12 protein-coding genes and 1 pseudogene are annotated in these 19,683 nt (G+C 73.2%); 4 read left to right on the top strand and 9 right to left on the bottom strand.

Translation table 11 applies throughout. The features are described from left to right. The first annotated feature begins 146 nt into the window (after nucleotides 1-146). Both WMF42_RS13260 and WMF42_RS13255 read left to right on the top strand, forming a co-directional pair. Nucleotides 147-1,262 carry a hypothetical protein gene (locus WMF42_RS13260; RefSeq protein ID WP_061611343.1) on the top strand — a complete coding sequence of 372 codons (1,116 nt, stop codon included), beginning with the start codon at nucleotides 147-149 and terminating at the stop codon, nucleotides 1,260-1,262. 159 nt (nucleotides 1,263-1,421) lie between these two features. Next, a complete protein-coding gene (locus tag WMF42_RS13255) occupies nucleotides 1,422-2,828 on the top strand; it encodes a hypothetical protein (protein WP_437692246.1) in 1,407 nt (468 codons plus the stop codon). 180 nt (nucleotides 2,829-3,008) lie between these two features. On the opposite strand, the gene WMF42_RS13250 is transcribed toward WMF42_RS13255, so the two are convergent. After that, nucleotides 3,009-4,277: an expansin EXLX1 family cellulose-binding protein gene (locus tag WMF42_RS13250; RefSeq protein ID WP_437692244.1), complete on the bottom strand. Its 1,269-nt coding sequence runs from the start codon at nucleotides 4,275-4,277 to the stop codon at nucleotides 3,009-3,011. Between the two features lie 442 nt (nucleotides 4,278-4,719). Here WMF42_RS13250 and WMF42_RS13245 point away from each other — a divergent pair, with 442 nt between their 5' ends. Continuing rightward, nucleotides 4,720-6,129 (top strand): 3' terminal RNA ribose 2'-O-methyltransferase Hen1, encoded by a 1,410-nt coding sequence (locus WMF42_RS13245; protein WP_437692242.1) that lies wholly within the window; start codon nucleotides 4,720-4,722, stop codon nucleotides 6,127-6,129. Then, nucleotides 6,126-8,693, top strand: coding sequence for a polynucleotide kinase-phosphatase (locus WMF42_RS13240; RefSeq protein ID WP_437692240.1), 2,568 nt, complete (start codon nucleotides 6,126-6,128; stop codon nucleotides 8,691-8,693). Before WMF42_RS13245 ends, WMF42_RS13240 begins: the two co-directional genes overlap by 4 nt. A 112-nt stretch (nucleotides 8,694-8,805) precedes the next feature. Here the strand turns inward: WMF42_RS13240 and WMF42_RS13235 are convergent, their stop codons facing one another. From WMF42_RS13235 to WMF42_RS13200, 8 genes and pseudogenes are all read right to left on the bottom strand, one after another. Then, a complete protein-coding gene (locus WMF42_RS13235; RefSeq protein ID WP_437692238.1) occupies nucleotides 8,806-9,435 on the bottom strand; it encodes a hypothetical protein in 630 nt (209 codons plus the stop codon). Between the two features lie 406 nt (nucleotides 9,436-9,841). Then, nucleotides 9,842-10,948: a dockerin gene (locus tag WMF42_RS13230; protein ID WP_437694484.1), complete on the bottom strand. Its 1,107-nt coding sequence runs from the start codon at nucleotides 10,946-10,948 to the stop codon at nucleotides 9,842-9,844. 396 nt (nucleotides 10,949-11,344) lie between these two features. Next, nucleotides 11,345-11,698 (bottom strand): annotated as a pseudogene (locus tag WMF42_RS13225) (cellulose binding domain-containing protein); the annotation flags it as partial. Nucleotides 11,699-12,268: 570 nt separating this feature from the next. Continuing rightward, on the bottom strand, nucleotides 12,269-13,660 hold the full coding sequence (locus WMF42_RS13220; protein ID WP_437692236.1) for an MFS transporter: 1,392 nt from the start codon (nucleotides 13,658-13,660) through the stop codon (nucleotides 12,269-12,271). 220 nt (nucleotides 13,661-13,880) lie between these two features. Next, complete coding sequence (locus tag WMF42_RS13215; RefSeq protein ID WP_437692234.1) at nucleotides 13,881-15,248, bottom strand: sigma-54-dependent transcriptional regulator; 1,368 nt, start codon at nucleotides 15,246-15,248, stop codon at nucleotides 13,881-13,883. Then, nucleotides 15,245-18,244: an ATP-binding protein gene (locus tag WMF42_RS13210; protein ID WP_437692232.1), complete on the bottom strand. Its 3,000-nt coding sequence runs from the start codon at nucleotides 18,242-18,244 to the stop codon at nucleotides 15,245-15,247. The genes WMF42_RS13215 and WMF42_RS13210 overlap by 4 nt, the downstream gene beginning before the upstream one ends. Beyond that, nucleotides 18,241-18,492, bottom strand: a complete 252-nt coding sequence (locus tag WMF42_RS13205) for a hypothetical protein (RefSeq protein ID WP_437692230.1) — start codon at nucleotides 18,490-18,492, stop codon at nucleotides 18,241-18,243. Before WMF42_RS13205 ends, WMF42_RS13210 begins: the two co-directional genes overlap by 4 nt. Nucleotides 18,493-18,720: 228 nt before the next feature. Further along, complete coding sequence (locus WMF42_RS13200) at nucleotides 18,721-19,683, bottom strand: macrolide 2'-phosphotransferase (RefSeq protein ID WP_437692228.1); 963 nt, start codon at nucleotides 19,681-19,683, stop codon at nucleotides 18,721-18,723.

The following is a 19,683-nucleotide window of genomic DNA, read 5'->3' as shown; positions in this document are numbered from 1 at the left end:
ACACAGTCGTGTAACGTCGGCCGCATGATCCACCATTTGCGCGCCCTGTAAAGCCACTTCTTCGCTCGCGCCGCTGCTGCTCTCGTGCGCGTCGTGCGCGCCGGCCCAGCGCGCGCCGCGCCCACGATCTGATAAAGCCCTGGCGAGTGCGCTCCTTCGCCCTTCTGGCCTGTCTCCTGCTCGCGCCCGCGCGGGCCGCCGCGGCGCCCCCTGCGCCCCCGCAGGAGGCCGCGGCGTCCGCCTCGCGCGTCGCCATCCTCGAGGCCGACGCGGACGACCCGCTGGTCCGCGAGGCGGCGACGCGGCTCAAGGCCGAGCTCGGCGCGGCGGGGTTCCAGGTGGTGATCGTGCCGCTGGCGCGCGAGGGCGACGTGCGGGCTGCGCTCGAGCGCGCCGCGCAGGACGAGGGCGCGTTCGCGGCCGCGGCGATCTTCCGCTCCAGGGCGGGCGCCACCGCGGACCTCTGGATCGTCGACCGGGTGACGCAGAAGACGGTCGTGCGCACGGTGGAGGTCTCCGGCGCCGCGGCGCCCTCGGTCATGGCGGTGCGCGCCGTCGAGCTCCTGCAAGCGAGCCTCCTGGAGGCGAACCTGCTCGCGTCGCGCGCGCGGCCCGGGGGCGCGGCGGACGGCGGCGTCGCTGTCCCGGACGACGTGCAGCGCTGGATGGCGCCGGCGCGGCGGCAGGCCGCGGCGGATCCGGCGGCGGAGCGGCCCGGGATGTTCGCGGGCGTCGGCGTGGAGGCCGGGCTCGCTGCGCTCCAGAGCACCGGCGGCGTCGGGCCGTCCCTGGGGCCTGCGCTGCGGCTGTCGTACGGCGGCGGCCCCGCCGGGAGCGGCGTGCTGCCCGCGGGGCTCGCGGCGCGGCTGACGTTCGCGGGGCCGACGCTCGGGCCGGCGCTCGAGGGCGCGCTCGGCACGGTGTCGGTCCGGCAGGAGATGGCGCTCCTCGAGGCGGTGTGGGCGTTCGAGACGGGCGGCGCTGTCTCGCCCGTGCTCTCGGCGGGCCTCGGCGGGTATCACCTGTTCATCAGCGGCGACCCCCTGCCCCCGCTCCGGAGCGCGACCGGCGAGGTCTGGTCCGTGGCCGCGGCCCTCGGCGGGGGCGCCGGGCTGCGCCTCACCGAGCGCGCGGCGCTCGTGCTGGACGTGCACGCGATCCTCGCCGAGCCGCGCGCCGTCGTGACGCTCGGCGGCGAGCGGCTCGGCGCCGCGGGGCGGCCGACGTTCGCTGGGTTCCTGGGCCTGCTGGTGCGGCTCTGAGCCGGGCGGCGCCCGCGCGACTCCCCGCGGGCGCAGGTGAAGCTGCCCGGCTGCACGAGGTCGCTTGTCCGCGTGGAGCGGCGCCGATTCCGGTACGGTGCGGAGACGCAGACAGCGCGCGCCTGATGTGGGCGGGGGCTCCTGGCCAGGGAGGCATCGATGAGCATTCGAGGATTTTCGGCGACCTTGCTCGCCACGTTCGCTTTCTCCACGGCGTTCCTTGGTTGCTCGGACGACGCGAGCGACGACCCCGGCGGGAGCTCGACGGGCTCGGCCTCCGGGAGCGCCGGCGCGGGCGCGGGCGGTGACGGCGGCTCCAGCGCCGCGGGCGGCGACGGCGGCTCCAGCGCCGCGGGCGGCGACGGCGGCTCCAGCGCCACGGGCGGCGACGGCGGCTCAAGCGCCGCGGGCGGCGACGGCGGCTCCAGCGCCGCGGGCGGCGACGGCGGCTCCAGCGCCGCGGGCGGCGGCGGTCCCGGCGACGGGATGACTCTCGGCGCCCGGTGCGAGGACGACGCGGATTGCGGCCCTTCGGGCGTGTGCATCCCTGAGTCGGACCCCGAGTTCTTCGGCGGAGGCCCCGCGGGCGGGTACTGCACGGCGGCGTGCGGCGAGGACAGCGACTGTGCCGGCGAGGGCAGCGTGTGTATCGGCGGCGCGTGCCTCCTCGGCTGCACGATGGGAGAGCCTCCGCTCGAGAGCATCGCGACGGAGCTCGATCCGGGGAAGTGCCAGGGCCGCGAGGATCTGCGCTGCGATACGCTCGACGATGTATCGATCTGCCTGCCGAGCTGCGGCTCGGACGGCCAGTGCACCGGCGGCCGCCGGTGCGACCCCCGGTGGAACCTCTGCGTCGACGAGCCGACGCCGGGGCTTCCCGACGGCTCCCCGTGCGAGGTCAGCCGGGACGACGAGGATCCCTGCGCGTCGTGGTGCATCGATTTCGGCGGGGAGTCCGGTGTCTGCGCCGGGTTCTGCGTGCTCGGCGGCGACATCGCCAACGAGGACTGCGGAGGGCTGGAGAGCGGGCTCTGCCTCTACGGCTTCACGGACGATCTCGGCGCCGGCGACATCGGCGTCTGCGCCAACGCGTGCACGCGTCACAGCGACTGCCCGTTGCCGGACGCCTCCTGCGTGTCCGCGGGGCTCGACACCAACGGATTCTGCCTCTTCGGCGTGACGCCGTGTCCGAGGGGCCAGAGGCAGTGCGCACGAGGGGAGGTGTGCACCCGGACGCCCCAGGGCGCGTTGTGCCTCGACGACACGTACCCGCTGGACGACTCCGGGGCAGGGGGCGCGGGCGGCGGCGGTGGAGCCGGCGGCGCCACCGGCACCGGCGGCGAAGGCGGCGTCGGCAGCGCGACTGGCACCGGCGGCGAGGGCGGCGCGCCTGGCACCGGCGGCGCGGCTGGCACCGGCGGCGAGGGCGGCGCGCCTGGCACCGGGGGTGCGGGCGGCGCGCCTGGCACCGGCGGCGAGGGCGGCGCGCCTGGCACCGGGGGTGCGGGCGGCGCGCCTGGCACCGGCGGCGAGGGCGGCTCGGCCGGCGCAGGAGGCGCGGGCTGATACGGGCGGCGGGGCTGGAACAACCGGCTCGGACGGGCTCGGTTCAGCGGAGAAATTGAACAGGAGGCGGGGAGACAGGGAGTGATTTGAAGTTTTCCCTCCCCGGCTCCCCGGCTCCCCTGTGAACTTCCCGAAGGATTCGAGGGGATGCCTCGGCGCGCCGGCCCTACAGCGGCCGGATCACTCGCACGTCGAGAACTGGGCCGACGCGGACTGCTCGGCCGTGCTGACCTGCACCGTTGTCTCGATCTTCTCGCCGAGGACGTCGGTCACGCGCACGCGCCACGGCCCCGCCGGCATGTTGCCGTTGCCGACGCGCCAGTAGTTGTAGACTTGCCGCGTCGCCTCTTGCCAGGTGCCGTTGATCTGGACCTCGAGCTTGTCGATCGGGGTGCGATGGCCCTGCACGCGGAACTCGTTCCACCAGGCGTTCTGCTCCTTCAGCGAGATGGAGAGATCCCCCTCGACCGGACAGGGCACGTACTTCCACGAGATCCTCCCCCGGGCCCCGCCGTTGCCGGTGCCCAGATACCCATCGTCGATCGACCCGATCTGCTGGAAGGCCTCCTGGCTCAGATCGATGTGCCCTGGCGTGCACTTCGGGTTGCCGTTCGAGGGGCACTGATCCACGACCGTCGCCACGACCTTGCGCCCGTCGTCGCGGCTCACCTCCACGCACGCCCCGCAGGCGGCCGCCGTGTCGTAATCGGCCGTGTTCATGGCCGCGAAATACCGCCCGCCGCCGGTCGCGACGTGCGCGACCCTGTCCGGGCTCGTCCCGAGGACCGGGAAGCTGCAGTTCACGACCCCCCCGGAGCCCTGGCCGAGCGTGTACCACGTCACTGACCCGTCGCCGTCCTCGTAGCTCGGCAGCGGGATCGAGCAGGTCCCGCCGGTCCCGCCGCCCGTCGTGGTGCCCTCGCCCTCGGAACTGCCGCCGGTGCCGCCGCTCGCGCTGCTGGTCGCGCCCCCGCCGCTCCCCCCTGCCCCGCCGCCGCCGGTCGCCGCGCCCGAGCCGGTGGTGCCGCCCGAGCCGGTGGTGCCGCCCGAGCCGATCGACCCGTTCTGGGTCATGGACACCATCACCGGCTGGTAGTCGCTCCCGGTCGCGCCCGCGCAGAACCCGAACCTCGTCGCGCCTCCCACCGGGATCGCGGGACGGTTGGCCTGCGGGGTCACCGTCAGGATCGAGCCGCTCCGGCTGGACTCGGCCTCCCAGAGGCTGATCAGGTTCGACTGCCGGAGATCGATCACCACGGTCCACGACGTCACCGGCGCCGTCCCCTCGTTGACGACGTTCACCTCGGCGCAGTAGCCGCTGCCCCAGTCGGCCGACCTCGTCAGCGCCGCGACCCCGAGCCCATCGGTCGTGATCACGGCGCTGGTGAGGTCGCCCGCGGCGTCGTCGCCCTCGTCGCCCTGCACCGGAGCGGTGCACGCAGCAAGCAAGCCAAAGCCAAGGAAAGAAAGCACAGCAAAGGATCGAGAAGCCAAGGATCGCATCGCATTCTCCACAGTGTGGGCGCGCCGCGAGGGCGCAGCCGGTGACGTCTTCAATAATGCAGATTGAAGAGCTCGCCATCACGCGAAGTCACAGAAGATCATTTTGAGACCCAACGACTCTGGAATGATCCCTCCTGAACGAAGAAGACCCGCGGATCCGCCGAACATTTCACCTCGGGCAAACGCACCTGCGCCGGCGCCGATTGCCCACATCGAGCCCCACGGGCGCCCACATCACCACCGTTCCCCCTCGAACACGCGATCTCCGTCGATACAAGATTGTCTTTCGACCGGTGACTCCCCCCCTGCGCGCCCCGGCGAGGCGCTCGCGGCGCGCGCGCGCCGCGATTGTCGCGCGTTGCCCCGCTCACGTAGACTGCGGTTTCCGATGCTCCTCACGCTCACCACGACGCACCGACCGGCGACCGACCTCGGGTACCTGCTCGTCAAGAACCCGGCGCACACGCAGTCGTTCTCGCTCTCGTTCGGCAAGGCGCACGTGTTCTATCCCGAGGCGACCGAGGAGCGGTGCACCGCGGCGCTCCTGCTCGACGTCGACCCCGTGGACCTCGTGCGCGGGCGCGGCGTGGGCGAGCCGGGCACGCTCGCGCAGTACGTCAACGACCGGCCCTACGTCGCCTCGTCGTTCCTCTCCGTGGCCATCGCGCAGGTGTTCGGCTCGGCGCTCGGCGGCAAGTGCCGCGACCGCCCGGAGCTCGCCGACGCGCCGCTCCCCCTCTCGGCGACGATCGAGGCGCTGCCGTGCCGCGGCGGCGAGGCGCTGCTCCGGCGGCTCTTCGAGCCGCTCGGCTACGAGGTCGCGGCCGAGCGGCTCCCGCTCGACGAGGCGTTCCCGGAGTGGGGCCAGGGCTCGACCCTGCGCGTCTCGCTCGCGAGGACGTGCCGGCTGCGGGAGCTGCTCGCGCACCTCTACGTGCTCGTGCCCGTGCTCGACGACAAGAAGCACTATTACGTGGGCGACGCCGAGGTCGACAACCTCCTCGCCAAGGGCGAGGGCTGGCTCGCGGAGCACCCCGAGCGCGAGGCGATCGCGCTCCGCTACCTCAAGCACAGCCGCCCGCTCTTCCGCGCGGCGCTCGCGCGGCTCGTCGCCGACGAGGACCCGAGCCCCGAGGACACAGAGGACGAGAAGGCCGCGCCCGAGGACAGGGCCGAGGCGCGGATGAGCCTCGACGAGGAGCGCCGCGCGGCGGTCGTCGCCGCGCTCCGCCGGGCCGAGGCGCGGAGCGTGCTCGACCTCGGCTGCGGCGAGGGCAAGCTGCTGAAGCGCCTCGTCGACGAGCGCGTGTTCGAGCGCGTCGCCGGGGCCGACGTGTCGATGCGCAGCCTCGAGATCGCGAAGAACCGGCTCCGCCTCGACGACCTGCCCGACAAGCAGAAGCGGCGGATCCAGCTCTTCCAGGCGTCCGTCACGTACCGGGACGCGCGCTTCTCGGGCTACGACGCCGTGACCCTGGTCGAGGTCATCGAGCACGTGGACCTCTCGCGCCTCGGCGCGCTCGCGCGCAGCGTCTTCGAGCACGCGCGCCCGCGCGTCGCCGTCGTGACAACGCCGAACGCCGAGTACAACGAGCGGTTCGAGAACCTGCCGCGCGGCGCATTCCGCCACGGCGATCACCGCTTCGAGTGGACGCGCGCCGAGCTCCACGCCTTCTGCGAGAGGGTCGCGGGCGCGCACGGCTACACGGTCGAGCACCTGCCCGTCGGCCCGATGGATCCCGCGCTCGGCGCGCCCACGCAGATGGCGGTCTTCCTGCGCGCGGAGGTGTCGCCGTGAGCGAGCAGAAGCCCCTCGTCGTCCCCACCCTCTCGCTCGTCGTGCTCGTCGGCGCGTCCGGCTCCGGCAAGAGCACGTTCGCGCGGGCGCACTTCAAGCCGACGGAGATCCTCTCGTCCGACCACTACCGCGGGGTCGTGTCCGACGACGAGAACGACCAGGCCGCCAGCGCGGACGCCTTCGAGGTGCTGCGCTTCATCGCGGGCAAGCGGCTCGCGGCCGGGCGGCTCACCGTCATCGACGCGACCAACGTGCAGGCGGACGCGCGCAGGCCGCTCGTCGCGCTCGCGCGCGAGCACCACGTGCTGCCGGTGGCCATCGTGCTCGACATGCCCGAGAAGGTCTGCCACGCGCGCAACGCCGGCCGGCCCGACCGGCAGTTCGGCCCGCACGTCGTGCGAGGCCAGAGCCGGGAGCTGCGCCGCTCGCTCAAGGACCTCCGGCGCGAGGGCTTCCGCTACGTGCACGTGCTCTCGTCGCCCGAGGAGGCCGCGGCGGCCACGGTCGAGCGGCAGCGCCTCTGGACCGACCGCCGCGACGATCACGGGCCGTTCGACATCATCGGCGACGTCCACGGCTGCTTCGACGAGCTCGTCGAGCTGCTCGAGGCGCTCGGCTACCGCCTGGAGGGGCTGCCGGACGCGCCCCGCGCCTCGCACCCCGAGGGCCGGCGCGCGCTCTTCCTCGGCGACCTCGTGGACCGCGGGCCGCGCTCGCCCGACGTGCTGCGCCTCGCGATGGCCATGGTCGCGTCGGGCGCGGCGCTGTGCGTGCCGGGCAACCACGACGTCAAGCTGCTCAAGAAGCTGCGCGGCCGCGACGTGAAGCCGACGCACGGCCTGGAGCTGACGCTCGCGCAGCTCGAGGTCGAGACGGACGAGTTCAAGGCGAAGGCGGCCGACTTCATCGACGGGCTCGTCAGCCACTACGTGCTCGACGATGGCAACCTCGCTGTCGCGCACGCGGGGGTCAAGGAGGCGTTCCAGGGCCGCGGATCGGGCGCTGTGCGCGAGTTCTGCCTGTACGGCGAGACGACGGGCGAGACCGACGAGTACGGCCTGCCGGTGCGGTACAACTGGGCGTCGGAGTACCGCGGCAAGGCGATGGTGGTCTATGGCCACACGCCGACGACCGTGGCCGAGTGGGAGAACCGCACGATCTGCATCGACACGGGGTGCGTGTTCGGCGGCGCGCTCACGGCGCTGCGCTACCCGGAGCGCGAGCTCGTCGAGGTCAAGGCGCGCCGCGTGTACTACGAGCCGAAGAAGCCGCTCGCGCCGCTGGCGGGCGAGCCGAGGGCCGGCTCGCGCGGGCAGGACGGCGACGTGCTCGACATCGAGGACATCCGGGGCCGGCGCGCGATCCGCACGCGGATCCACGGCATGGTGACGATCCGCGAGGAGAACGCGGCGGCGGCGCTCGAGGCGATGAGCCGCTTCGCCGTGGATCCGCGGTGGCTCATCTACCTGCCGCCGACGATGTCGCCGACCGAGACGGCGAAGGAAGGGGGCGTGCTCGAGCACCCGCGCGAGGCGTTCGCGTACTTCCGGCAGAACGGCGTGGGCCGCGTCGTGTGCGAGGAGAAGCACATGGGGTCGCGCGCGGTGCTCGTCGTGTGCCGCGACGAGGCGGCGCGGCGGCGGAGGTTCCGCCTCGACGAGGGGCCGCTCGGCGTGTGCACGACGCGCACGGGCAGGCCGTTCTTCGCGGACGAGGCGCGGAGCCTGGAGCTCGTCGACCGGGTGCGCGCGGCGATGGAGAGCGCCGACCTGTGGACCGAGCTCCGCACCGACTGGGTCTGCCTCGACGCGGAGCTCCTGCCCTGGTCCGCGAAGGCGCAGGACCTCCTGCGCGGGCAGTACGCGGCGGTGGGCTCGTCCGGCCGCGCGTCGCTCGGCGCGGCGGTCCGGGCGCTGGAGCTCGCGGCCGCGCGGGACGAGAGCGCGCGGCCGCTGCTCGAGCGGCACGCGGCGCGGAGGGCGGCGATGGACGGGTACGTGGCGGCCTACCGTCGCTACTGCTGGCCTGTGCGCTCGCTCGCCGACATGCGGCTCGCGCCGTTCCACCTGCTCGCGAGCGAGGGCGCTGTGCACGCCGCGCGGGACCACGGCTTTCACCTGCGGATGCTGGCGCGCCTCGGCGAGGTCGATCCGGCGTTCTTCGTCCCCACCCCGCACCGCATTGTCGACCTCTCCGACCCGCAGAGCGAGGCCGCGGCGGTGGCCTTCTGGACGGAGATGGTCGAGCGCGGCGGCGAGGGGATGGTGGTCAAGTCGTGGGAGTGGATCGTGCGCGGCCCGCGCGGGCTCGTCCAGCCGGCGATCAAGTGCCGAGGGCCGGAGTACCTGCGCATCATCTACGGCCCGGAGTACCTGATGCCGCAGCACCTCACGCGGCTGCGGCACCGCAGCGTCTCGTCGAAGCGCGCGCTGGCGCTCCGGGAGTACGCGCTCGGGCTGGAGGCGCTCCACCGCTTCGTCGAGGGCGAGCCGCTCTATCGCGTGCACGAGTGCGTGTTCGGCGTGCTCGCGCTGGAGAGCGAGCCGATCGATCCGCGGCTGTGAGCGGAATTACCGGGATGCCCTGCCGGAGGCGCAGGCGGACGTGCGCCGCGCGTGATCAGGCACCGGATTGATATCCAAGCTGCAGGCGGGCTGACAGCGCCCGCGGCCGCGGCTAGCCGACGATGCCCGCGTGGCTCGCCCACGCGACCAGCGCGAGCATGACCAGGAAGAAGCCATAAGTGACGGCGTTCGCCCTCTTGGCCCAGCGGCGTGCGTCGGCCGCCGGCACGCGGCGTCCAGCGCTTCGCGCTTCGATCCACACGGAGGCGAAGAAGAAGGGCACACAGAGAAAGGCCCCGGCGGCGAACACGATCCAGCGCTCCCCGACGGAGGGTATCCACGGAGCAGAGAACGGTATCAAGAGCGATGTGGCGACCGTTTCGAGCTCACGTCCAACCATCGGCAGCATGGACCAAGCGAGCATCTCGAGGCACATCAGGAGAGCCCACGTGATCGGAATCCCTGCGAGCGTGGACCATGCGTTCGCGGCCAGAGAAAGCTTGATCGCCTCTCGCGTCGGCAGGGCCAGGACCCGCCGAGCCACCGCAGCCTCGACGAGCACGACGGGAACAAAGGCGATCCATGATGCGGGCCACGCGAGGACGATCATCGGGATGCCGGCATTCGCGAGGGCGGCCTTCGGCCAGAGCACGATCGCGGCGCCAGCCGAGATCCCGAGGGCTGCAGCGAGCCGGCGGCAAGCGTCCTCTGGTCTGAGCATCGGGCGCCAGTGTATCGTCATGCTATGGATTCCTCGTCAATGTGCTCGGGCGTTCAGCTGTGCCAGGGCGCGGCGCAGGAGCGCTGTCCACGACGCCGCGGAGCCATCGATGGGGCCGCCGCCTCGCTGTCGCTGTGAGAGCGACCCACCCGAGGTTGAGGGCCCCTGCGGGCTCGCCACCCGGAGCACGCCCATTCGACGTGAGCCCGTCCGTCTACTCTCAGGTGAAGTACGACGCGCTCGCGTGTTTCTATCAATGCCGCTCCGGCATTGAGATCCTCGAGCAGTACGTCGGCCCGGACCACGCGCGCCCGGCGGGGCACCTCGTCTGGCTGTCCGTGGCCAGACGTCTGGCTGTCCGTGGCCAGACGTCTGGCTGCGGCGCTCTACCGCGACGGCGCGGCTCCAAGCGCCGCTCCGGCGCGGCTCAGGGCACCGGCATCTCGAACGCGACAGCGTAGTTCGGCTGGGCGACGCGCGTCATCGAGCCGACGAACGGATCCGAGTCGCGGAGCTGGCCCGAGCGCCACGTCCGGCCGGCGAACGCGGTGCCGTCGCTCGTCATCGCATAGCCGACGAAGACGCCCGTCGCCGGCAGATCGCTGCCGACCGTGATGCGCACCGAGCTGCCCGAGATCTCGACGGAGCTGATCCGGATCCGGGAGCTCCCCGTGCGCACCTCGAAGCCCTTCCCCTGCGACCACTCGGTGAGCGCGCCCTGGTGCGGCGCGGGCAGCGCGCTGTCCCAGGCGAGCGGCGGCACGGGCACGTGGAAGTGCACCGTGATCACGCGGCCGCTGCGCTCGACGCGGGTCGGCTCCAGCGGCCGCCAGTCGCGGCCCTGCACCACCTTCTCGTGGTAGATCTGCCCGAGCTTCTCGCCGAGCCGCTCGTAGCCATCCACCGTCATGTGGATGTTGTCGCTCGCGTACGGATACTGATACTTCGGCCCGGAGCAGATGATCTCGCCCGGGCGGTCGACGCCGACCTGCCACTGCGCGAGCGTGGACGCCGACCGCTGGTTCGAGCCGGTCGGATAGGCGTGCTGCTGCGACACGAACATCGGGATCGACTGGGTCTGACCCGTCAGCGGCTTGATATCGGTGTTGTAGTCGGTCCAGAGCCGGACGAGATCGTTCTTGTAGCTCGCGCTGCCGGCGTCGGACTCTCCGTGGGTGATCACGATCGCGCCGACGCCGTACTTCTTGCCCTGCGCGCCGGCGAGGCGGGCGATCGCCGCGGTCTCGAACAGCGACGCCGCGTAGGCCCGGCCCGTGGAGCCGGTGTCGCTGGCGCCCTTGCGGATGACCGACATGGCCTGTCCGCTCTCGCCGACGACCGTGTGCACGCTGATGTAATCGCGGCCCGTCGAGGCCTGCGCCAGCGTGGTGATCTGGTCGCCCATGGCCGTGTGCGGCGACTCGCCGTACATGTTGCGCGGATACGCGCTCGGATACCCGGTGGCGAGCGGGCGGATGGGCTCGACAAGCGGCACCATCGAGAGCCCGCTGGCGTTCGGATTGAACGGGGGCACGCTGACGCTGCCCAGCGAGAGCTTGAGGTTGTGATGGCGCTGCGTGGTCGCCCTGATCGGCGTCGCCTGCGCTCCGACCGACAGGCTCTGCCCGGTGCCGATGATCCCGGCCCAGTCCCAGCCAGGGCCCGTGGTTCCCCCGCCTCCGCCGCCGGAGCCGCCCGCACCGCCAGCGCCACCCGCGCCGCCCCCGCCACCGGCGCCGCCCGATCCGGAGCTCACGGAGCTGCTGCTGGACGCGCTTGAGCTGCTGCTGGAGCTGCTCGACGCGCTGCTGCTGGAGCTGCTCGACGCGCTGCTGCTGGAGCTCGCCGAGGCCGAGCCGCTGACCCCGCCGCCGTTGATCGACGCGATGGTGGGCAGGCTGGCGCCGACCCCGCAGAAGCCCCAGCTCGTCGAGGCGCCCCTGGCCAGCGCCGCGTTCCAGCTCAAGGGGGCGACGGAGAACTGGCCGCTCGACGGCGTGGTGGTCACGTTCCACGCGCTGTCCAGCCTGGAGCCGTTGAGCGCGATGACCATGCTCCAGGTGGAGATCGGGGCGGAGCCCACGTTCTTCAAGGACACGTTCGCGCAGTACCCCGACCCCCACTGCGACTGGACGGAGAGGACCGCCTCTATCGACCCGTCCGCGCTGACGACGCCGCCCTCCAGGGACGCGATCTCTTCGTCGTCCGTCGATGCGCCGATGCAGGCGACCAGGGAGCACGCGATCGAGGCCGAGCAGAGGCCCAGCAAGCCAATAAAGCGCATGAAGCTTTCTCCTTGAAGTGATGAAGCGAGCCGCGAATCAATTCATCCAAGCGCACCACGCAAGCGCGGTGCGCGCAAAGCAAGGGACACGGCGCGCTCACGGCAGATTCCCGATCAAGAAATGTCTGATCACGACACGTCGCAGATCGAGCATGAGTGTCATTTCTCAGCCTGCTAGCGACTCAAGGGCGATGGTCGCATGATGTGCTGAATCGTCCCAGCGCGAGCGCACGACGGCCTCGCGCGATGGGCGTGAGGCGGTGACGGCAGGAGAGATGAGGTGGACGACAGCCGAGCACGGCAGGAGGATCGCCCGTCTTCGCCTGTCCGGCGGGGCTGGCGTGGCCCACGTGGAACCACGGGCGAGCGAGCTCCGGCGGCGCCGTGCTCGTCGAGAGTGTCAGTGGCTGAAGATCGATTCGTGTTCACGAGAGGCGAGCAGCGCTGGATGAGCCGCTCGCCCTCGCCGACGCTGTTCGCGCCGTCTCACCGGATGCCGGGGAGGCCCGGTGCGCTGCAGGCGGGCCGCCGCGACGGCGCGGCGGCCTCCGAGCGACAGCCTCGCGGCCGTCAGGACTCGCGCGGGCGCTCGAGCTCGTCCCAGAGGCGCACGTCGCTCTTCTCCTTCAGGTAGATGCCGCCGACCACAACGGTGATGAGCGCCACCGTGATCGGGTAGAGCAGGCCGGCGTAGATGTTGCCGGTCGCGACAGTCACCGAGGAGGCGATGAGCGGCAGCAGCCCGCCGAAAACGCCGTTGCCGACGTGGTACGGGATCGACAGCGACGTGTAACGCACCTTCGCGGGGAAGGCCTCGACGAGGTACGCGGCGATCGGGCCGTAGACCATCGTGACGAAGATCACGAGCACGAACACGAGCGCGGTGAGCACGACCGGGCTGTCCGCGTTCTGCTTCATCGCCCAGAACACGGGGAAGAAGCCGATCGCGCCGAGCAGGTTGCCCGCGAGCATGATCTTCTTCCGGCCGATGCGATCGGACAGCGAGCCGAAGAAGATGAAGAACGGCATGCCGAGGGCGAGCGCGGCGGCGACAACGATCGTGGCCGTGATGAAGGGGACCTTCAGCGTGTTCTGCAGGAAGTAGAGGGCATAGAACTGGCCCGTGTACCAGACGACGCCCTGGCCGGCCGTCGCGCCGAAGAGGGCGATCAGGATGACCTTCCAGTTGCGCTTGTTGCCGAGGCTGTCCTTGATGGGCGCGGCCGACGTCTTCCCCTGAGCCTTGAGCTTCGAGAAGATCGGCGACTCCTTCAGGCGCGTACGCACGTAGAAGGACACGGCGACGAGCACGACCGAGAGGAGGAACGGGACGCGCCAGCCCCACTCCTTGAAGTCCTCCTCGCCGAGCAGGAGCCGGGTCCCGAGGATCACCGCCAGCGAGACGAACAGGCCGAGCGTCGCCGTGATCTGGATGAACGAGGTGTAGAAGCCGCGCTTCTCGTCGGGCGCGTGCTCGGCGACGTACACCGCCGCGCCGCCGTACTCGCCGCCGAGCGCGAGGCCCTGCACGAGGCGGATCAGGACGAGCGCGAGCGGGGCGGCGAGCCCTATCGTTTCATAGGTCGGCAAGAAGCCGATGAGCGCCGTCGCGCCGCCCATGAGCAGCAGCGTCACGAGGAACGCGTACTTCCGGCCCACGATGTCGCCGATGCGCCCGAACACGAGCGCGCCGAAGGGGCGGACGACGAAGCCCGTGGCGAAGGTGCCCAGCGTCAGCAGGAAGCCCGCTGTCGGGTTGTCCCTCGGAAAGAAATGGGTGGAGATGATCGCCGCGAGGCTCCCGAAAATATAGAAGTCGTACCACTCGATCATCGTGCCGCCCGCGGAGGCGAAGATGACCTTCCAGAGCGTCGCGCTGTCGACGACCTCGCGCTGGCCCTCACCATCGCCGGCGAGGCTCGTGGGGTTCACTGCGAGGGTTTGGGGAGACGTCTGTGCCATAAGAGCAGTTCCTCGGAGTCCACGTCCGGAATACCACGCAGGGCGCGAAGGGAATACCCGTTCCGCCATCGGGGGAACACGTGGGCGCGCTCGTCCCGCGAGGCCGCGTTACGATCGGTAACACGCGACCGCGCCGCGCCGCGAGGGAGTTATGGACAGCCTGCATCGTTCTCGCCGCCGCGGTCCGGACGCGCGCCGCGCCGCGCCGAGGACCGCGGGATCAGGTGCGCGGCCGGGGGATCCCGAGCCGCTGTCGCCGCTCCCAGAGGGCCTTGCGGCTGATCCCGAGTCGACGGGCGATCTCGGTCTCCGTCATCTCGTGCTGGTGCTCGAGGACGAAACGGCGGAAGTAATCCTCGAGCGAGTCGGACGGGGGCGCTCCGTCGCGCGCGGCGACGCGCGGGGCGGGCGAAGGCGGCCGCGGAGGGGCGTCGAGCCCGAGCAGCGCGACGCCGATCTCGCTCGCGTCGGCGAGGACGATGGCGCGGTGAACGGCGTTCTCCAGCTCGCGGACATTGCCGGGCCACGGGGCCGCCGCGACGGCGGCGCGCGCCTCGGGCGACAGCGCGAGCGGCGCCCGGTCCGCCGTCCCCGCGCGCCGCGCGAGCAGCGACTCGGCGATGCGCACCGCGTCCCCCGGCCGCTCGCGCAGCGGCGGCAGGAGGATCTCGTGGAGCCGCAGCCGGAAGTAGAGGTCGCTCCGGAACGACCCGCCGCGCACCCGCTCCGCGAGATCCCTGTGCGTGGCCGCGATGATGCGCACGTCGACGCGCCGGGCGCGGCTCGCGCCCACGCGCCGCACCTCGCCTGTCTGGAGGAAGCGCAGGAGCCGCGCCTGGACCCTCACCGGCAGCTCGCCGATCTCGTCTAGCAGGAGCGTCCCGCCCTCCGCGGCCTCGCAGAGCCCCGCGCGCGGCGACAGCGCGCCGGCGAAGGCGCCGCGCTCGTGGCCGAAGAGCTCGCCCTCGATGAGGCCCTCGGGGATCGCCGCGCAGCGGACGGGCACGAACGGGAGCTGCCGCCGCGGGCTGAGCCGGTGCACGGCGCGGGCGAGCGTCTCCTTGCCGGTGCCGCCCTCGCCGACGATGAGCAGCGTCGCCTCGCTCGGCGCGACCTTGCGCACCTGCGCGAACACCTCCCGCATGGCCGCCGAGCCGCCGACAAGCCCCTCGAGCTCGTCGTCGACAACGGGCGACCCGGGCGGCGCGGGCGGCGTGACGCCCGGCGCGACGGCGCTCCGCGCGGCGCCGAGGTGGTGCTCGACCAGGGCGAGGAGCTCGTCGTGGTCGAACGGCTTCGAGAGGTAGTCCGCGGCGCCGCGCTTCACCGCGTCGACCGCCGCCTTCACCGTGGCGTAGCTCGTCATGAGCACGACAGGCGCGGCGCCGCACCGGCCGACGAGCTCCGTGCCCGGCGCGCCGGGCAGGCGCACGTCGGCCAGCACCAGATCGAACGCGCGCAGATCGCAGCCCGCCTCAGCCTCGGCGATCGACCCCGCCTCGATGACGTCGTGGCCGTGGCGGGCGAGCAGCCGCCGGAGCTCCGCCCGGATGACGACCTCGTCCTCCACCAGCAGGATCCGGCTCACGCGTCCGCCTCCGGCGCGCGCCGCGCCTTGGCCGCGCCCGCGAGCGGGAGCCGCACGACGACCGTCGTCCCCTGCCCCACAGCGCTCCGCAGCGCGAGCGTCCCGCCGTGATCCTGGACGATCGAGCGCGAGAGCGGCAGGCCGAGCCCGGTGCCGCTCGGGTCGCGCTTCGTCGTCACGAACGGCTCGAGCACCTCGCCGAGGAGCTCCTCGGGGATGCCGCTGCCGTGGTCCTCGACCTCGACAACGATCTCGCCCGCCTCGATCCGCCCCCGCGCCGCGATTGTCGCGCCGGGCGCGGAGGCGTCGCGGGCGTTCGCGAGCAGGTTGACGAAGACCTGGACGAGCTCGCGCCTGTCGCCGATGACGATGAGCGACTCCGGGCAGGCCTGCTCCACGTGGACGCGCGGCGCCGCGCGGTCGAGCCGGATCAGCCGCTCGGCCTCGGCGACAACCTCGGCGAGCGCGACGCGCCCGACCCGCGCGCGCCGGATCTCGCCGGGCGACTGCACCGCGCCGGTCCGGGCGTGGTCGAGCAGCGATCGCAGGATCGCCTCGATGCGCGCCGCCTCGCCGAGGATGAGGCTCGCGCGCGCGCGGAGCTCGTCGTTCTCGGCCTCGGCCCGGAGGTTCTGCGCGAGGCAGGCGATGCCGGTGAGCGGGTTGCCGACCTCGTGGGCCACGCCCGCGGCGAGGCGGCCGAGCTGGGCGAGGCGGTCGCGGTGGGCGAGCTGCGCCTCGAGCGCGCGCTGCTCGGTGCGGTCCTCCACGAGCAGGACGACGCCCCCGGAGGCCGCGCGCGCGTCGAGCGGGTCGAGCGCGGCGCGGTGCACGCGCAGCGCCCGCGCGCGCCCGGCCACGCGCACCTCGACCTCGTCGGCGCCCGCGCCGGCCTCGCCCGCGGAGGCCGCGCGGAAGGCGCGGGAGAACAGCTCCGCGAACGGGGGCGGCAGCCGGTCGAGCGGCGCCCCGGCGAGGTCGCGCTCCTCGACGCCGACGAGCGCCTCGAGGCGGCGGTTGACGAGGCTGATCGCGCCGTCGGAGCCCACGGCGCAGACCCCGAGGGGGAGCTGCGCGAGCACCGAGCGGAGCCACCGCCGCAGGAGGTCGAGCTCCCTGGCGGCGCCGACGAGCCGCGTCTCCCCGCGGGCGAGGCGCCGCTCCAGCCACCGGAGCTGCTCGGTGAGCGCGCCGCTCGCGCCGCCGGCGGCGGGGGCGTCCGCCTCCGCGACAGTCCTCGCGAGCACGGGGCCGACGAGCGGCGACAGGTTGCGGTGCAGCCGCTCCTGCAGCGCGTGGAGCTCGGTGGGCCGCGTCTCGTCGCGCGGGATGTCGAGCTCGATGCGCGCGCGCGTGACCTCGATGCCGGCGGCCTCGCGGCCGAGCAGCCGGGCGAGCCGCTCCTCCAGCGCGTCAACGCTCGCGGGCACTGTCGCGCGCTCGACCGACGGGCCGATCTCGCGCCGCCTGCACAGGCGCGCCGCCTCGCGCTCCTCCTCGGCCGGCGGGCGCAGGAGCGAGACGAGCCCGAGCGTCGCGCTGTTGACGGCGAGCGACACGAGCGTCGGCAGCGACCAGGTGGCGACGTGCCCCGCGCGGCCGGCGCCCACGCGCAGGTGGTCGAGCCACGACGGGTCGACCCCGGTCGTCTCGGGCAGCAGCGGCGCGAGGCACGTGGCCGTCCAGGTCGCGATGCCGGCCGCGAGCCCGGCGATGAACCCCGCGCGCGTCGCGCGCTCCCAGAAGAGCACGGCGAAGAGCCCCGGCAGGAACTGCGCGAAGGCGACGAACGACACGATGCCGCTCTCGACGAGCAGGCCGCGGTTCGGCTGCGCGCGGTGGAAGAGCCAGCCGCCCACGAGGATGGCGGTGAGGAGCCCGCGCCGCATCCACAGCACGCGCGCGTAGACGTTGCGGCGCAGCGTCCTCCTGGCGAGCGGCAGGAGCAGGTGCGTCGCGCTGTCGTTCGCGAGGGCGACGGCCGTGACCATGACCATGGCGCTCGCCGCGGAGATGCCGCCGATGAACGCGGCGAGCGCGAGCCAGCGCTGGTCGAGGAGCTGCGGCACGAGCAGCACGTAGCTGTCGGCGGGCTCGGCGGGGGCGAGGCGGGTGCCGGCCCAGAGGATGGGCAGGACGGGCAGGTTGAGCGCGAGGAGGAACAGCGGGAAGGCCCACGCCGCCGTGGCGAGCGCGCGGTCGCCGGCGCCGCTGGCGAACGCCATGTGCCACTGCCGCGGCAGCAGGAAGGCCGCGGCGAAGCTGATGACGAGCATCGAGGTCCAGCCGCCGTCCTCGCGCACGGGGCGGCCGAGCGCCTCGACCTCGGCGGCGTGCTCGCCGAGCCAGTCCGCGAGCCCGCCCGCGCCGCCGAACGCCCCGAGCACGGCGATGAGGCCCACGGCCGCGAGCACGGCGAGCTTCGCCGCCGACTCGAACGCGACAGCCGCGGCGAGGCCGTCCCGCCCCTGCTCGGCGGGCGGGCGGGCGCCGAAGAACGCGGTGAACAGCGCGAGCAGCGCGCAGAAGACGGCGCCGACGGCCTCCTCGTGCCCCGGCCCCGAGAGCACGCGGACCGACTGCTCGGTCGCGCGGAACTGCTGCGCGACGTAGGGCACGCTGGCGACGAGGGAGAACGCGGCGGCGAGCGCGCCAGCGGCCGGGCTCTGGAAGCGGAACGCGAGGAGGTCGGCGAGCGAGGAGAGGCGCTGCTCGCGCGTGATGCGCAGGACGCGCGACCAGAGCAGCGGCGTGGCGATGCACGCGAGCGTCGGGCCCAGGTAGACAGCGAGGAAGACGAGCCCGTGGCGCTGCGCGAAGCCGACGCCGCCGTAGTACGTCCACGACGAGGCGTAGACGCCGAGCGAGAGGGCGAGCACGAGCGGGTGCCGCGCGAGCGCGCGGGGGATCCGCTCGCGCTGCGCGGCGAGGGCGATCGCGGCGAGCACGGCCAGCCAGGCGCCGGTGGCGAAGAGGAGGACGCCGACGTTGATCAAGGCGGCGGCCCTCGATCGCCGCGGCCGGCGTCGGCGCGGCCCTCGTCGGCGCGATCGGCGCGATCGGCGCGCGTCGCGAGCGCGGCGAACGCGATCAGCGCGATCCACACAACGAAGACGGCCGCCACCGCGAGCAGGCCGCGGGCCCAGAGCAGGCGCGCCGGCGAGAGCAGGAGGAATGTACCCAGCAGCACGAGCACGAGCGCGCGATCCGCCGCGCCGGCCTCCGCGTCGTGTCCTCCGCTCATGGAGAAGAGGCTACCCAGGGCCGCCGCCTCTGAATACGCACCGCAGAACGACGCACCGCATCATCGCGGCGCAAACGTCGCGCGGGCGCGCGGGCCACGTCGAGGTCCGGGTCGGTCAAGGCGCGGCGCGACGCGCTTCGGAGACGTCGGTCCCGCCGGTCCGCGCCGACGCGGCGGGCGGCGCGCGCGACGCCCGCCGCGTCGCGCGCGCCTCGAGTCACCCGCGCTTCACGCGCTCTCGGCCGCGAGGCCGGCGAGCATGCTCCGCGCGTGCTCGATCACGCCCTCGTTGCCCGAGTCGACGCCCCACTTCGCGGCCAGCGCGGGCCACGCAGCCCAGCGCTCGGCGGCGTGGGCCGCGAGCCCGGGCCACGTGGCGCCGCCGGCCGCCTCGAAGCGCGCGATGCACGCGTCGAGCACCCCCTTGCCGAAGGCGCCGGCGAAGAGCGCGAAGTCGATCGAGGGGTCGCCGAGGTGGGCCTCGGTCCAGTCGAGGATCCCGGTGAGCCGGCCTCCCTCGTCGAGCAGCATGTGCCCGGGGTGCAGGTCGCCGTGCACCAGGGCGAGGTGGCGCGGCCAGATCGCGTCGTTCGCGAGCCAGCGCTGCCAGCGCGCCCACAGGACGTCCGGCGGCCCCAGCGCGGCGCGCGTCTCCTCCATCGCGCGCGCGTGGGCCTGGCGCGTGTCGTCGATCGACTTCACGGGGACGCCCGCCGCCTCGATCTCCGCCGCGCCGATGCGCTGCAGCGCCGCGAGGGCCTCGGCCATCGACGCGATGAACGCCGCCGAGGGCGCCGCCGGATCGAGGCGGTTCCAGCGCACGCCCGCCTCGGGATCGATGGAGATCGCGGGCACGTCGACGAGCCGCGGGTAGGCGATCACCTGATCGGTGTGCACGCGCCAGTCGGGCACGGCGACCGGCAGGTGCTTGCGCACCAGGGCGAGCACGCGCGCCTCCACGCGGGCCAAGGCGACCACCGCGGGCCGGCGCGGCGTGCGCACGACCCACGGCACGCCGTCCTCGTCCTGGGCGTGCACGACGAGGAAGTCGAGCCCGGACTTGTCGAAGTCGGCGTGGTTCGTGGCGAGCCGGAGCCCCTCGCGGCGCGCCGCATCGGCGAGCGCGCCGACGGAGTCGATCGGCGCGAAGGGAGAAGAACCGGTGGACGAGGTGTCTTTACGTTCGGTCAT

The sequence above is a fragment of the Sorangium sp. So ce176 genome (genome assembly GCF_051519835.1).
Lineage (GTDB): Bacteria > Myxococcota_A > Polyangia > Polyangiales > Polyangiaceae > Sorangium > Sorangium cellulosum_G.
Note: the sequence above shows the minus strand (reverse complement) of the source record. Positions and strands in the feature narration are given on the sequence as shown.